The sequence below is a fragment of the Niveispirillum sp. genome, assembly GCF_052437035.1.
Taxonomy (GTDB): domain Bacteria; phylum Pseudomonadota; class Alphaproteobacteria; order Azospirillales; family Azospirillaceae; genus Niveispirillum.
Window position 1 is genome coordinate 28,971 of record NZ_JBQVOH010000009.1, and the last position, 15,452, is coordinate 44,422.

Annotated in this window: 13 protein-coding genes; 8 read left to right on the plus strand and 5 right to left on the minus strand. The window is 62.4% G+C overall.

Going from position 1 to position 15,452, the window contains the following annotated elements; genetic code table 11:
* Positions 1-5: 5 nt before the first annotated feature.
* The 3 genes from ACT6Q8_RS19800 to ACT6Q8_RS19810 form a co-directional block, all read right to left on the minus strand.
* On the minus strand, positions 6-176 hold the full coding sequence (locus tag ACT6Q8_RS19800) for a hypothetical protein (protein ID WP_156344717.1): 171 nt from the start codon (positions 174-176) through the stop codon (positions 6-8).
* Between the two features lie 91 nt (positions 177-267).
* Entirely contained in the window at positions 268-744 is a 477-nt protein-coding gene (locus ACT6Q8_RS19805; RefSeq protein WP_054169104.1) for a YchJ family protein, read from the minus strand.
* A 75-nt stretch (positions 745-819) separates the two neighbouring features.
* On the minus strand, positions 820-1,404 hold the full coding sequence (locus ACT6Q8_RS19810) for a thymidine kinase (protein ID WP_444733897.1): 585 nt from the start codon (positions 1,402-1,404) through the stop codon (positions 820-822).
* Positions 1,405-1,497: 93 nt separating this feature from the next.
* Here ACT6Q8_RS19810 and ACT6Q8_RS19815 point away from each other — a divergent pair, with 93 nt between their 5' ends.
* The 7 genes from ACT6Q8_RS19815 to ACT6Q8_RS19845 all read left to right on the plus strand — a co-directional run bounded on the left by ACT6Q8_RS19815 (position 1,498) and on the right by ACT6Q8_RS19845 (position 11,844).
* A complete protein-coding gene (locus ACT6Q8_RS19815; RefSeq protein ID WP_444733898.1) occupies positions 1,498-2,988 on the plus strand; it encodes a class I SAM-dependent methyltransferase in 1,491 nt (496 codons plus the stop codon).
* 126 nt (positions 2,989-3,114) lie between these two features.
* Positions 3,115-3,420, plus strand: coding sequence for a DUF2934 domain-containing protein (locus ACT6Q8_RS19820; protein WP_054169101.1), 306 nt, complete (start codon positions 3,115-3,117; stop codon positions 3,418-3,420).
* A 255-nt stretch (positions 3,421-3,675) separates the two neighbouring features.
* Positions 3,676-5,082, plus strand: a complete 1,407-nt coding sequence (gene flgK / locus ACT6Q8_RS19825; protein WP_054169100.1) for a flagellar hook-associated protein FlgK — start codon at positions 3,676-3,678, stop codon at positions 5,080-5,082.
* A complete protein-coding gene (locus tag ACT6Q8_RS19830) occupies positions 5,079-7,169 on the plus strand; it encodes a hypothetical protein (RefSeq protein ID WP_444733899.1) in 2,091 nt (696 codons plus the stop codon). Before flgK ends, ACT6Q8_RS19830 begins: the two co-directional genes overlap by 4 nt.
* Positions 7,170-7,198: 29 nt before the next feature.
* Positions 7,199-7,486 (plus strand): hypothetical protein, encoded by a 288-nt coding sequence (locus tag ACT6Q8_RS19835; RefSeq protein WP_054169098.1) that lies wholly within the window; start codon positions 7,199-7,201, stop codon positions 7,484-7,486.
* A 291-nt stretch (positions 7,487-7,777) separates the two neighbouring features.
* Positions 7,778-11,089: a flagellar hook-basal body complex protein gene (locus tag ACT6Q8_RS19840; protein WP_054169097.1), complete on the plus strand. Its 3,312-nt coding sequence runs from the start codon at positions 7,778-7,780 to the stop codon at positions 11,087-11,089.
* 152 nt (positions 11,090-11,241) lie between these two features.
* Entirely contained in the window at positions 11,242-11,844 is a 603-nt protein-coding gene (locus ACT6Q8_RS19845; RefSeq protein ID WP_054169096.1) for a putative metalloprotease CJM1_0395 family protein, read from the plus strand.
* A gap of 10 nt (positions 11,845-11,854) precedes the next feature.
* Here the strand turns inward: ACT6Q8_RS19845 and ACT6Q8_RS19850 are convergent, their stop codons facing one another.
* Positions 11,855-12,604 carry a hypothetical protein gene (locus tag ACT6Q8_RS19850; protein WP_156344716.1) on the minus strand — a complete coding sequence of 250 codons (750 nt, stop codon included), beginning with the start codon at positions 12,602-12,604 and terminating at the stop codon, positions 11,855-11,857.
* Positions 12,605-12,816: 212 nt separating this feature from the next.
* A complete protein-coding gene (locus ACT6Q8_RS19855; protein ID WP_054169093.1) occupies positions 12,817-13,290 on the minus strand; it encodes a flagellar biosynthesis regulator FlaF in 474 nt (157 codons plus the stop codon).
* 146 nt (positions 13,291-13,436) lie between these two features.
* Here ACT6Q8_RS19855 and ACT6Q8_RS19860 point away from each other — a divergent pair, with 146 nt between their 5' ends.
* The gene (locus tag ACT6Q8_RS19860) at positions 13,437-15,428 is read left to right on the plus strand and encodes a tetratricopeptide repeat protein (RefSeq protein ID WP_444739417.1); all 1,992 of its coding nucleotides are present in this window, start codon (positions 13,437-13,439) and stop codon (positions 15,426-15,428) included.
* The last annotated feature ends 24 nt before the right edge of the window (positions 15,429-15,452 follow it).

Genomic DNA, 15,452 nt, shown 5'->3' on the forward strand with positions numbered 1-15,452 from the left:
CCTGGTCAGGAACGGGCGCGCACAATCGCCGCCAGTGCTTTACGGTGACGGTGCGCTTGCATCAAGATATCCGCTGGCGCCGAACCTTCAATGACCAAACGGCCATTTTCCGAAGACAGTCCCGCCCCGTGCTGACGCAGTGACTGTATCAGTTTTTCCAGGGACTTGGTTGCCATGATCCTTCCTCCATCCTGTGTGTTTCAGGATGGCAGAAAGGATCGCAACAGGGAAATCGATTGATCAGATTGTGATGATAGGTAGTGCCTATCAGGCGCCGCAGCACTTCTTGTACTTCTTGCCCGATCCGCAGGTACAGGGATCGTTGCGCCCCACCTTCTGCACGGTGCGCGGGCGCTGGCCCATGACGCCGTCCACATACCACCAGCGGCCATCTTGGTTCTTGAAGCGGCCGGTTTCGTGGTGGATCAGGTCCTTGCCATCCATCGTGAACTTGGCCACGAACTCCACAAACGCTTCGTCAGCGGTCTGACCATCGGCGGTGGAACGCACCTCCAGGCCCGTCCAGATGCTCTTGGACGCCCACTCGGTGACCTGTTCAGCGTCGAAATCATCCTGCGTGCCCGGCAGCAGGGTTTCGCCCAGATACTTGATGTCCTGCTTGGCGAACGCCGTATAGCGCGAACGCATCAGCGCTTCGGGCGTCGGGGCCGGTGTGGTGCGGGCCAGATAGGGGCCGCAGCAGGCATCAAATTCACGACCGCTGTCGCAGGGGCACTTGCTCATTTTCTCACTCGTTCCTGAAAGACGTTTGCTGAAGGGCGGGATAGCGCATCATCGTGACCTTCACCAGTGCGCTTATTACAAATCCAATGACAGTTCCCGGCCCGACGCCTCGCTGTGATCGTGCCAGTGGGCGTTGCAGCGGGGTTCGTACAGGTCCGCTTGGCCCAGTTCGACGGTACGGTCGTTGCGGTGCTTCTTGAAGGTCTTGTGCGCTTCATGCCCGCACACGGCGCAACGGGATTTCAGTTTCCACAGGCCGTCGGCCATGGCGGCCAGGGTGGCCGTCACGGGGAAGGCCCGACCGCGCCAATCCATGTCCAGGCCAGACACGGCAACATCGATGCCCCGGTGCAGCAGGCTGCGCACATCCTCCACCACGTCGCCATGGTAATGCGGGTCGACACAGAACTGCACCTCGTCGATGAAGACGGCCTTGATGCTGTCGGCGATGGTCGGCATGCGGGTGATGGGCATGGCGTCGAAGCCGATGCCATCATGATTGACCACCCGGTTCTCTGCATAACGCACGTCAAAGGCCGGCTTCAGCAGCATGATGTGGGAACCGGTGCCGTGCGTGTACCAGATGGCGCGCTTCAGGATCTCTGTGGACTTGCCCGAGAACATGGGTCCGCAGATGACTTCCAGCTTTCCGTAGCGCATGCCTGTTTCCTGTCGAAGGGCCGGGGCTTTCCATAGCCGAGTTCACGGCTTCATGCCATGAAAACAGGCTATAATTGGGCAGGGAAGGGGATCATGCGGGGCTGGACGGACGGGTATGTCACGGAAATCGGCTATACCTACAGCTTCCACACCGAGCTGCAGCCCTGGCCCATGGCCGAGGCGCTGGGCTGTCGGTCGCCGATCCGGCCGGGGCAGCCGTTGGACTATTGTGAGCTGGGCTTCGGGCAGGGGTTCAGCCTGGCTCTGCTGGCCGCCGCCAACCCGCAGGCGCGGTTCTGGGGCAATGATATCAACCCGGACCATGTGGCCCATGCAAGATGGCTGGCCGCTGGGGCGGGCCTGTCGAACCTGACGGTCAGCCCGCTGGGCTTTGCCGATTATGCCGATAGCGACCTTCCCGCCTTTGATGTCGTCGCCCTGCATGGCGTCTGGTCCTGGGTGGGACCGCAGCAGCGGGCGGAGATCGTGGCCTTTCTGGACCGGCATCTGAAGCCCGGCGGGGTCGTCTATCTCGGCTATAATGTCCTGCCCGGTTGGGCGCAATATCTGCCGCTGCGGGAACTGATGCTGGCATCGGCGCGGCGGGGGCAGGGGAGTTTGGCTGAGCGCATCACCGGTTCCCTGGCAATGGCGGAGCGGTTGCGGGCACAGGAGGCAGGGTATTTCGGGGTGAACCCGACGGTGACAACCCGCCTGGATGCCCTGCTGGAACGGCCCGTCGATTATCTGGCGCATGAATATTTCAATGAGAGCTGGCACCCGACCTATTTCACGGATCTGGCACAGGCCCTGGCCCCTGCCGGTCTGCGGCTGGCCGCGCAGGTGCGGGCGGCAGACCGGTGGGAGGAGGAGGGGCTTGCGGGTGCCATCCTTACCGTTGGGGGGAAGGAGGCAGCCGATGATCCCGATTTCAGGGAGTTGCTGCGCGACTATGTCACCAACCGGCCCTTCCGCCGCGACCTGTTCATCCGGGATGGCGGATCGGCGTGTCCGGCAGTGCACAGGCGCTGGGCGGCGCTCGGCCATCCGCGTGACCTGCCCCGCCGGGCGACGCCGGCCACGCGACCCCTGGAGGTACCTTTTGACGCGGCGCACGCCATACTGACGGCGTTGCAGGCGGGTCCGATGGATGAGGCCACCCTGCTGGCGCAGATTGGGGGGGAGGGGCCAGCGGCGTTGGCCGCCCTGAAGGCGCTGGACCTGATCGCACCGGCCCTGCCGCCTGATGGCGATGATCAGCGCCGGGACGCGTGCGCGCGGCTGAACGCAATGCTGCTTACGGATGCCGCATCGGCAGACCGCATGCCGGCCTTGGCCAGCCCCGTGACGGGTGGCGGCGTAGCGGTCGACAGGCTGGGCAAGCTGTTCCTGGCGGCGATGCAGCAGGGAAAGGAGCCGGTGATGCATGCCTTCACGACGCTGGAAGCTCTGGGTCAGCGGGTGCTGCGTGATGGCAAGCCGATCACGAATGCGGAGCGGCACAAGGCCGAACTGGCCGAGCGGTGGGAATCCTTTGCCCGGCGTCGGCTGCCGGTGCTGCACGCTTTGGGTGCAGTGCCGTAATAAGAAGGGCGGACTTGCGGAAATTTCGAGGCAATCCAAAGGAAGGGAGTGGAAATTTCTGCGGTTGCAGTGCACCATCTTCCTGCGCCCAGTCCGCTTGGTTCCCTGCGATGGAGAGATAGCCCCATGCCGCGCAAATCCGCCAAGTCCGAAGCCCTTTCCGTTCCCGAGACCGAAACCGTTCCCGCCCCGCCGCCGGTGAAGAAGGCCAAGGCCCCGGCCAAGCCCCGTGCCAAGAAGGTCGATCCGGCCCCCGTGGCCTCGGTGGCCATCGCGGTAGAGCCGACCACCGATCAGGTGGCCGAAGAAGCCTATCTGCTGTGGCTGTCGGAAGGGCAGCCGCCGGGCCGTGATGTCGAACATTGGCTGCTGGCCGAACAGATCGTGCGCAGCCGTCTGTCACTGCTGTCGGCGGCGGTTCATTCCGCCTGACCCTGACCTTCCAGCCGATCATGAAGCCCCTGCCCACCGGCGGGGGCTTTTTGTTTCGGTACCCGGCCATCCTTGCCGTTTCCGGATTTTTCCATCCGGCAGATTCTGCCCAGGGGTCATATCGACCGCCCTGAAATCTGCGCAAACCCTTGTAAATCCTCACAACGTCAAAGTTGGCCCGCCTGTTGCAGATGACAGGGTGGGCCGGTCATGGGGATCGGTCCTGGCATTTCGCCGGTACAAGGGACCCGTCCGATGACCAGCCTGTTTGGCGTCCTCAACAACTCAAGCAACGGCCTGCGCCTGATCCAAGGGCAGCTGGGGCTGGTTGCTGAGAACGTGGCCAAGGCGGATGATCCCAACCGGTCCCGGCATTCGCTGGAGCAGACCTCTGACAATCAGGGCGGCACCGGCATCGCCCAGTACAAGCGCCAGGTCGATGTGGCGCTGCGTGTGCAGCTGGAACAGACCATTTCGGAGGAATCCGGTGCGACGACCACGGCTGACTACATGCGCAAGGCGACCGACCTGTTGGGCACGACGGCGGGCAAGCCGCCCGTAACCGACGCGCTGGACAAGTTCGAAACAGCCTGGAAAGAACTGGCCGCCACCCCGGAAAGCACCGTGGCCCAGGGCCAGATCGTCGTCCATGGCGAAGATCTGGCGCGCGAGCTGCGCCGCCTGAATGAGGGTATCAACAGCATCGAGAAGCAGCTGGATACCGACATCAACCAGTCGGTGGATCAGCTGAATTCAGCCCTGTCCTCCATCGATCAGTTGAACACCAACATCCTGGTGACGCGCGGCGCCGGTGATCCGACCATGGAGATGGAGGATCGCCGCGACGCCCTGGTGCGCGAAGTGGCCGGGATGATGAGCATCCGCACCGTGGAGCGGGCGGATGGCAAGCTGTCGATCTTCACGACGTCGGGCGTGTCCCTGCTTGATGCGGCCCCGGTGAAGTTCACCTATGACAATGGCCAGCTGCGTTCCTCGGCATCCGACCGTGACCTGACGGGCATGGTGCGTGACGGCAAGCTGGGCGCCCTGCTGGAACTGCGTACCGACGGGTCGGTACAGGACCCGCCGCAGCCCGCATCCAACCTGCCCGGCGCCGAAATCCTGCGCAAGCTGCGCTCTCAGACCCAGGCCATTGCCGAAGCTTTCCTGGGATCGACCAAGCCGGGCGAGCCGACCAGCTTCGCCGACGCCTATAACAGCGCCAATCCCGTTGGCGATGGCGAGTTGCCGAACCGGTTCTTCATCGGGACCGGCGCCGGCAATATCGAGATCAATCCCGGCCTTCTTTCGGGTGACTATACCGTGAAGGCCAGTGCCGCAGCGGGTGTGGCTGATGCGATGAACGCCGCTGGCCGCACCATCAATGCCGACGGGCTGCGGGCCACTGGCCTGTCCTATGGCTCCATGGTTTCCACCGTCATCGCGCAGTGGAGCAGCAACCAGAAGGTTGCCAGCGAGCAGGCCACCATCGCCACCGATTTCAAGGCGCAGCTGGAAGGCCGGTACAAGAACAATACCGGCGTCAACATGGATGAAGAGATCGCCATGTTGCAGGTGCTCCAGCGCAACTATTCCGCCGCCGCCCGCGTGATGCAGACGGTCAACAATATGTTGGATGCCATCGAGGGGATCGTCAGATGACCCGCATCAGCAGCTATGGCAGCTATATCAACACCATCCGCACGCTCACGGGCGGGCAGTCGGCGATCGACGATCTCTCGACCCAGCTCAACACGGGCAAGAAGTCGCAGGATGTGGCATTCTTCGGCACGCAGTCACAGCGCCTTCTGGACCTGAAATCCGAACTGGTGCGCCGTCAGGCCTATTCCCAGACCATCGACCAGACGATGACCCGCGTGAAGTCCTACGACACGCTGATGGACCGTATGGCCGACATGGCGTCGGAATTGTCCAGTACCACACGCCTGCCGCAGGGGCCGGGCGCCACGCGCATCAGCAGCGTCACCAACCAGTCCGCAGGCGCCATGAAGGTGTCGGTGGACGATATCAACAGCAAGTTCAAGGCCGAGGCCACCTACACCATCTCCGCAGTGCCCAGCCAGACCGGGCCGAAGGGCAGCTTCGACATCACCGTCACCGACGGGCTGGGCGGCCGCGCCGTCAATACCGTCAACATGAAGCAGGTGCCGCCGCAGGTGGACGCTGACCGCTTCACCATTTCCGGCGGCCCCGGCGATGGCGCCGTCATCAAGCTGAATATCGAGAGCCTTGAAGGGTCTGGCATTTCGTCCTTCGATGTCTCCTGGCCCGACATGGCCTCGACGCGCGAAGTGATCCGCGGCATGACCGTGGAACTGGAATCCCTGCTGAACGAACGGGTCGGCGACCGCTACCTGTTCTCGGGTTCCCGCTACAATACCAAGCCGGTGGACGATATCGTTGCGGCCAAGCAGATCACCCGCACCACCCTGGTGGGCGAGCGTGGAGACGCTGGCGAAACTTACGAGATGATCCTGAATGGCAAGCGTTTCACCTATGTCACGACGGGGAATGAGAAGTCGCTGGACGAGGTGTTTTCCAACGATACCGGCACTGGCCTGGTTGACCAGATCCGTCAGTTCAGCGACCCGCCCTTCAATGTGACCCTGTCGGTCTCCAACGGGATTGTCACAGCCACGGCCAATGACGTGAAGGAAAAGTTCACGCTGACCAGCCGTGTCTATGACAATGGCACGCATGAGAATGTGGTGCTGACCGCGCCGGACGCCGTCGATGCTTCCCAGGCGCCCTACACGGTGCAGGAAGCCAGCGAGACGCAGCGGCAGATCGACAATGTGAAGTTCCATGGCACGGAAGCCGATGTGGGCGATGTGTTCAACATCTCCATCGGTTCCCGCACCATCGTGCAGAACGAAAATGCGCCGCCGCAGGTGATCATCGCCGGGCCGACGAAATATTCCTATGCCATCAGCCCCAGTGACAGCGACATCCTGCGGGGCAACGCACCGCTGCCGACCGATGCGCCCGGGCAGGTGCCGTCCTACACCGCCCCCACCTCCATGTCGAACTGGGTGGCGCAGCGGATGGCGGTGCAGATCAATGCCGATCCTGCCGCCTCGGTGGTGGCCAGCATTGATCCCGCAGACGACACCAAGCTGATCTTCACCGCCAAGGATGTGAACAGCCAGTTTCAGACGACAGCCGATATCAACAATGCCGGCAACCAGACGCGGCTGATCACCAACGACCTGCCGCCCCTGGCAGAGCAGGATACGTTTGAAGGCATCGTCAATCCGCCGGGATTGCCCTTCTACGATACCGATTTTGCGAAGTCGCGCGAGGTTTCGGCGGCCTATGACATCGCGAAGCTGCAGGTCGATGATGGGCTCAGCGTCAATTACGGTGTCAGCAGCAATGATCCCGCCATCCAGAAGCTTGTCAGCGGCCTGCGCCGCCTGACCGCCGCCATCAACCGCCCCGGCGACTATGGCAAGCTGATGGAGGAAGGCCGCAATCTGCTGACCGATGCGCAGAACCAGCTGCGCGGTGTCCATTCCCGCGTCGTCAATGCGGCGGCCACCATGGACAACACGCAGAGCCGTCACCAGGACGCCATCGCCAAGGCCCAGGGCGAGTTGGCCAACATCGAAGGCATCGACCAGAACGAGGTGGCCGTCCGCCTGCAGTCCGCAATGTCCACTCAGCAGGCCAGCTACACCATCACCGGTCGCATGCAATCCCTGTCCCTCATCAACTTTCTTGCCTGAACCCGATCCATCAGAAGGAGAACCGAGAAATGAATGCCTTCGCACCCCCCAATGGCTTTACCGCCGCCCCCGCACCGGCCAGCGCCCCCAGCGGCGACGAGGCGATCCGTACCCGCCTGTTCGATCAGTTCAATGCCTTCTGGGTGAATGCCACCCGTGAAGGCGTGCCCTATGACATGATCGGCACCATGTCCGTGACGGCTGCCGTCTATGGCCTTCTGGCCAAACATGGCGTGGGCACGACGGCTGAATTCCTGGAAGGAATGGCCAATGATGTGCGCACGGGCATGTTCGCTGTCCCGCCGCGTCCGAACTGATCGGCTGTGACGGCGCTGCTGTCACGTCACTTCATGGTTGCGAGTGCCCAAGGGGCCGATCCATCCGCCGATGGATCGGCCCCTTCTCTGTCCGCACGGCCCCGGCAAAAGACACCGCTACCCCGGCAAAATCCGCCCAGTAGCATCTTCTACCCCGGAAAGGGGCAGGGAATGCCCATCAGGTAGATTTAACAAATCCAATTAAATCAGTGATTTAGAAATTTTCCGAGAGTTGGCATCGAACTTGCTCAATAGGCCACGACACGCCATCACTCCAACGGGAGCCCTTCCATGAGCATCTTCGGATCCTTGACCACCGGCATTTCTGGCCTTCAGGCCCAGGCCGCCGCCCTTGGTCACATCTCGGACAATATCGCCAACGCCCGCACCACGGGTTACAAGCGCGTCGACACCGCTTTCACGAACCTGGTGCTGCAATCCAATGCTCGTGTGCACAATCCCGGTGGTGTGGTGGCACGCCCCAGCTATGCCAACAGCGTGGCCGGCAATATCGAAACGGTCGACCGCACGACGAACCTTGCCATCCGTGGCCAGGGCTTCTTCAATGTCAGCCGCCTGACGGAAGTCAACGGCACCTCGGTGCCGACCGGCGAGCGCTACTATACCCGTGACGGTTCCTTCGAACTGAACGACGAGCGCATCCTGGTCAACCGCTCCGGCTTTGCGCTGAACGGCTATATCTACAGCGAGGCGACGAACTCTTTCTCGACCTCCGCCACGCCCATCCAGGTCACGGCGGACATTGACAGCCCGGTTCCGACCAAGTCGATCGAGCTGCGTGCGAACTTGCCGACCGATCCGACGCCGGGCCAGCCGATCCAGCCGACCACGATCCAGATCTTTGACAGCACGGGTAAGCCGCGCGACATCACCCTGGGCTGGCGTCCGGGCCAGGTGGATGGTGCCTGGCGCCTGTCCGTCGATACGCCGGGCGCTGTCGGCAACCTGCCCCTGTCCGGCAACCTGGATGGCTTCCCGGTCTCCGCCCAGTCCACCTCGCTGACCCAGGGCATCACGCCGCGCAAGCAGATCGAGGAAGTGCAGTTCACGTCGCCCAATGGCGACGGCGCCTTCAAGATCGGCGATACCTATCGCGTTGCGATCAATGGCGTGGAATTCACCGAGACGGTGACCACCACCAACTCCTCGCAGCTGTCCAATCTGACCGGCGTCGCCCAGTCCCTGGCCGACAAGATCAACGGCGCCGTGCCGCCGGTTGGTGTGACCGCCAATGTTTCCAATGGCCGTCTGCGCATCTCCGCCACCACGGCGGGCGATGATTTCACCCTGACGACCAACGTCAACAATGCGACGCCGACCGTCAACACGGCCAATGCCCCGGTGACGACCCCGGCGACCAGCACGCAGCAGCAGCAGTCCGTGATCACCTTTGCCGGCAGCTCGGTCGATATCGGTGACGAATTCACGCTGAATGTCGACAACAACAGCACCCAGACCTATACGGTCAAAGTGACGGCGGCCAATATTGGTCAGCTGAAAGACCTGAACGGTGTCGTGACGGCGCTGGCCGCGCAAGTGAATGCCAACTCCTCCACGGAGAAGGTCATCGCCTCGGTGACGGGCAACACGCTGACCCTGCGTGGCACGACGGTTGGCGACAGCTTCAATGTCGGTGAGCAGGCCGGCACGACCACGACGGCGGCTTCGTCGTCGGCAGCCCAGGTCACGGAGATGAGCTACCCGAACCGTGACATTACCGACGACGAAAACGACATGTCGGTGACCATCAACGGGACCACTATCACCTACGCGCCCGTCTCGGGTAACGACATGGCGACCGAACTGGCCACCTTCGCCGCCGATATCAACGCCCAAGCCCTGGGTGTGACGGCGTCCGTGTCGGGCACCCGCTTGGTCCTGACGGCTGACAATGTTAACACAGCCTTCACCGTCAGCGGTCGTGACCGCCTCATGCAGGCCAATGTCAACAATGCGCCGCCGGCGGACAACACGACCTTCGTCAGCTCGGTCCAGGGCAATATCACCGGTTCGCGTCAGACGCAGCGCATCTCCATCACGGGCGTGCCGGGTGATGTCGGCGCCACTTACTCTGTGACGTTGCGCAGCCCGTCGACCAACCAGGTCGATCCCATCTCCCTGGAAGGCACGACGACGACTCAGCCTTCGGCTTCCGCCTCTCAGGTGACTGAAGTTTCCTATCCCAGCACGGCGCCGAAGGTCGGCGACGTCTACAGCGTCACCATCAATGGGACTGCTTATAATTACGGCCCCCTGACTCAGGCTGACCTGGACGGTCTGCCGACGCAGCCGCCGACGACGACGGAGGCCCTGACTAACTTGTTCCTGCCGCAGATCACTTCTGCCGACGTGACGCCCACGGTCAGTGGCAACAAGCTGGTGCTGACCGGCAATGCCGTCGACACGCCGTTCCGTGTCACCGGTACGGATGATCTGGCGACCGATCCGTCGTCACAGTTCTTTGACTTCTCCACGACAACCGCGACGCCGGCAGTTGGCAACCGCTATGCCGTCACCATGAATGGCACCACCTACGCGGTGCAGATCACGGAACAGAATATCGGTGATTTCCCGACACCGGCCAGCGTGCTGGATGCCCTTGTCACAAAGGTGGGCAATGATTTCGGCGCGCCGTTCACGGCATCGGCCATCAAGGATGACGGTGTCACCAACGGCATTCTGCTGACGGCCAAGGATGCCAGCATCCAGTTGAACGGCACCCAGGAAGTGGCCCCGAACTTCAACCGCACCATCACCTACACGACGACCGGCAATGAAGTGTCGCTGGATGAGATCGCCGCCAATCTGGCCCTGAAGGTGAACCAGGAAAGCGGCATTCCGGTGCAGGCCACCTCGGTCGGTGGCGTCATTACCATGACCAGCAACCAGGATGGAATTCCCTTCCTGGGTGAGCCCAGCTCCAACATCGGCACCACGCCGCCGCACATCACGCTGAACTTCGGAGGTACGCTGCCGAATGGTGAAGCCGCCAAGGCTGGTACGCTGTCCAGCCTGTCTTCCGCGAATGTCGGTACCGGCAATGCCACGGTGAGCGCCGTGACCGAAGGCGGCCAGCCCGCCCAGGTCAGCTTCACCGTCGATTATGGCAACGGCCCGCAGCGCATCACGCTGGATCTCGGGACGTTCGGTGAAGCAACGGGCCTTACGGAGTATGAGGGCAACGCCATCAACGTGACCTCCCTGCTTCAGGATGGCAGCCCGCAGGGTACCTTCCGGGACGTGGAAATCCGCGAAAACGGTGACGTTGTCGCCAATTATGACAATGGTCGCCGCCGTGTGATCGCACAGGTGCCTCTGGTGCTGTTCAACAATGCGAACGCGCTGGGCCGTGAAACGGGCGGCACCTTCACCGAAACGGCGGATAGCGGTCGCGCCCGCTTCACCTCCACCGGCGTCAACGGTGCCGGCGTGATCGCCGCAAGCTCCATCGAAGGATCGAACGTCGATATCGCGCAGGAATTCACCAAGCTGATCGTGGCGCAGCGGTCCTACACGGCTAATACCCGCGTGATCACCACTACCGACGAAATGCTGACGGAGACGATCAACCTGAAGCGGTAACCTGACGGGCGGCAGCGGCCCCTTATCCCTAGCTGCATGGCGTGTCGATCCCGGCCCCCTCCCGTGGGGCCGGGATTTCGCATTTTTGGGGTTTGGCCAGGCCGGTCGCAGCAGTACAATTCGGGTGACCATAATCTGCTGCCGCCTGTGCCATGTCCATCTCCGGCATCTCCTCTGTGCTGTTCACACCCCCCGCCGGCCAGGGACGGCGGGGGCAGGGTGCGGCTGGCACGGGCCAGGCGGCGGAGACAGCCCCACCGGGTACGCCAGCAGCTGAAAAGAACCTGACCAGCGACCAGCAGTCACAGCTGCGGGAGCTGAAAAAGACCGATGCCGAGGTGCGGACCCATGAGCAGGCGCACAAAACGGCGGGCGGCCCCTATGCGGGCGGTATCCAGCTTGAGTACACGACCGGGCCCGATGGCCGCCGCTATGCGACTGCCGGTGAGGTACCGATCGATGTCGCTCCGGTAAGGGGGAACCCCGAAGCTACAATCACCAAAATGGAGGTGGTGAAACGGGCGGCGCTGGCACCCCAGAACCCTTCCCCCCAGGACCGGGCCGTGGCTTCGCAGGCCGATGCCACAAAGGCCCAGGCGCAGACGGAGCTGCGGCAATCGCGGTCAGGCGATGATCAGGATGGCAATGCCCAGGGCGGGGGATTGCGGCAGGCCAATGCCCGGCAGGCGACAAGCAGCTACCAACGGGCTGCGTCCGTGACGCAACCCGCCTTCAATGTAGCAATTTCAGCGTAGAGAACGAGGATCAGCCGAACAGCGCGTTGTTCAGCTTGGCCGTACCGGACAGGCCGGTATCGAAATTCTGCGCGGCGGTCAGCATGTTCTGCAACTCCAGCTGTCCCACAGACTGCTGCGGCACGCCGTCGCCAGCCTTGGGCTGCTGGGCCACCGTGTCATAATCCTTGCGGTAGACACCCATGGACATCTGGATCGCATAATTCTTGGACGTCAGGACGTTGCCCTTGCTGTCCTTCACGGGGCCGTTCCCGTCATTGGTGACCTTGATGAAGTAGTCCCCCGCCGGCAACTTGTAATCGCCCTTCTGCAGGGCCTTGTAATTGTCGCTGGTCGATCCCAGCCCCTCTTTGCTGTCAGCCACAACGGCGCCATAGCGGGACATGACCTGCACGCGCAGACCGGGATCACCCAGAACACCGATCTGGGCCTCACCTGCGGTCTGTACGCGAACCTTGAAGACGTCGCCCTTGTCGTCCTTCTTGATATTCGAATAGACGTTCAGGCGGGTGCTGTCCTTGACCAGCGTGCCGATGTCGGTGGCGGCACCGTTCGTGGAGTAGGGCGACTTGCGCACCTGCTTCTCGAAGGTCTGTACCTGGATCTTGGACTGTGCCTCGGCCTTCTTATTGGCCTTGGCAGTCGAAGCCGCGAAATCCGCCAATTGCTGCTCAATGTTGGAGAGCTTCTTGGTGGTGTCGGCAATAACAGTGGAGGCGGCAGCAGTGCCAGTGAGGCTGGGCGTAGGGCTAGTGCTCACCAGAGATGAACTGCTGGTGGTCAGAACCGAACTCGACCCGCTGACGGACGAGACCATGGCAAGTCTCCCTTCACCTTATGACACCCAGCAATGCGGGTAGTCGTAAAAAGCCCCCTCTATCGCACCAATCTATAGGGCGATTAGATAAAATGCAATCTGTTCCGTTCGGTTTCTCTGGCGATTCCCAAAGAAACCGAACCGGGATGCTGATATCAGATCGAAATGCTGAGCTTGCCAGGGGCGCCGGGAGGCGGTGCCTGCGGCTTGGGCATCGGTGCCGTCTGCGGCGCAGCCGACGCGGACGGAGCAGTTGGTGATGCCGCAGACGCCGTCGGGCGCTGAGAAAGACCGGTAGCCACGGCCCGGTTGATATCGATCAGCCGATCCAGCTTGTTGACATCCAGATCAATGAGCCGGTCAAAGGTCTGCCGGTCGACAATGATGGACAGAGCCAGCACATTGTCGCGGATATCCTTTGGCAGCGGACATTCCGGATCGACCATGGAGGTCTGGAATATCGTCCATAGCCGCTGATTGAGGGAGAGGGCCTGCCGCAACAGATCCGGATTTTCCGGCGCTTGCCGGGCATGGATCAGGCGGCGTGCCGCTTCCGTCAGGCCCCAAGCCTCGACATCGCGGGGATCATCGGAAGTGGGACGATTGTTGTACCCCGTCGCAGGCTTCATAACGTTCGCCGTGCCCTTTGAACGGTAAATCCATGAGAGGCATTATTCCACATCAGGGTACGCCCGACAAGGATAATGCCCTACAGTGGGTCGCCGTTTGAAAGCCGGCGGGCTGTGCATCGGTATAGTGGGGCGGTGGGGAATAGATGACGGGCATGCCGGTTACAGCCGAACAGGCGGTGCGTATGCACCAGAGTGGAGACGTGGCGGGGGCAGCGCGTGCCTACCGGGCCTTGCTGACACGGGATCCGCGCAATGCGCAGCTGCTTAATCTGCTGGGGGTTGCCCTATTGCAGATGGGTGATCCGACAGAAGCCGTGCGCCTGCTGAAGGACGCGGCCAAACGCCAGCCGCAGGCCGCGGATATTCAGGACAATCTGGGCAGCGCCCTGCGGGCTGCCGGTCATCCAGCGCCCGCTGTGGAGGCACATCGCAAAGCGCTCCAGCAGCGCCCCGATCATTCCCCCTATCTGTTCAATCTGGGAAACGCCTATGCCGCCATGGGTGCCCACCGGCAGGCCATTGATGCCTATCGCCGATCCCTGGACGGGCGGCCAGGACATGCGGGGGCCCTGTTTAATCTGGCCAACAGCCAGCGGGCCATCGGCGAGCTGGATGCCGCAGTGGCTTCCTACCGGCTGCTGCTGTCCGCGAACCCGTCACATGCGCAGGCCTGGAACAATCTTGGCGCTGTCCTGGCCCTTCGGGGGGAGCTGGCGGGTGCCGAACAGGCCTATCGCCAGGCGCTGACCCTGCGGCCCGGTCATGCGGAAACCTTGTCGAACCTGGGCAATATCCTGGTCGAGCGTGGCAAGCTGGGCGAAGCGCTGGCTTTTCACCGGGCAGCGGTGGACGCGGCACCGGAAAGTGCAGAGGCCTTTATTTTCCTGGGCGTGGCGCTGCAGGAACTGGATCAGATGGATGCCGCCATTGATGCCTATCGCCTGGGTCTGTGTCTGGAACAGGATAATGTTCAGGGTCTGACCAACCTGGGCGCTGCCCTGGAACTGACCGGCCAGTTGGTGGAAGCGGAAGCCGTCTTGTCCCGGGCCTTGACCATTGCGCCCGGCTCCGGGGAGGTATGGGGCAATCTCGGTCTCTGCCGGCTGGCGCAAGGGGACCGCGCGCGCGGTTGCGCGGCAATCGACAGGGCGCTGGAGCTTGACCCCGATTTGCCCCGTGTCCGTGTTGCCCGTGCGCTGCTTCGTTTGGAGGATGGCCAGCTTCCCGAGGGCTGGTCGGACTATTCCTGGCGTTTCGCCGCAAGAGAAGCATTGCCCGACCGGCGTTTCACAGTACCTCAGTGGCGCGGTGAAGCGGCGTCCGACAAGCGGCTGTTGATCTGGCGGGAACAGGGGTTGGGTGATGAGCTGATGTTCGCAGGCCTATATGCAGCTGCGATCAGCCGTGCCGAACAGACGGTGATCGAGTGTGATCCCCGTCTGGTCGGGCTTTTCACCCGCAGTTTCCCGTCGGCATCTATCCGGGCGCAGCGCTTGCCGCCTGACGGGTCGGATGCGCCCGAACGCCCGGATGCCGACCTGCATGTCCCGGCCGGTGATCTGCCCGGCCTTATCGCCCCGTCGTTGTCTGGCTATACAGGCGCGCCTTATCTGGTGGTCGACCGGAAGCGGTCGGAAACGGCCCGTCAGTGGTTGGCGGCGCTGCCTGCCGGTCTGCGGGTTGGTATCTGCTGGCGCTCCCGCCTGATAACCACGCGTCGCCGGCACAATTATGCGGATGTGGACGCCTGGGCGCCCTTGCTTGCCATACCGGATATTCAGGTGGTCAACCTGCAATATTCGGCCCGGGAGGAGGAGGTTGCGGCCCTCGGAAGGGAAGGGCGAGTACTGCACACCATGCCGGATCTGGACCTTACCAATGATCTTGAGGGACTTGCCGCCTTGGTCGCCAATCTGGATCTGGTGATTACGGCACCGACCGCCGTAGGGGAACTGGCAGGAGCGGTGGGCACACCCGTCTGGAGAATTGTTAGAGATCGCGACTGGTCAACTCTTGGTGCGGGTACCCGTCCATGGTTCTCGTCCATGCGCCTATTCTTACATTCATCAGGCGTTGAAGCCGGGCTTGCAGAAATTATACGATTTCTTAAGCAAAATTTGCCCCCGCATGGCTGATATTTTATCTGTGACCAGTTTTCA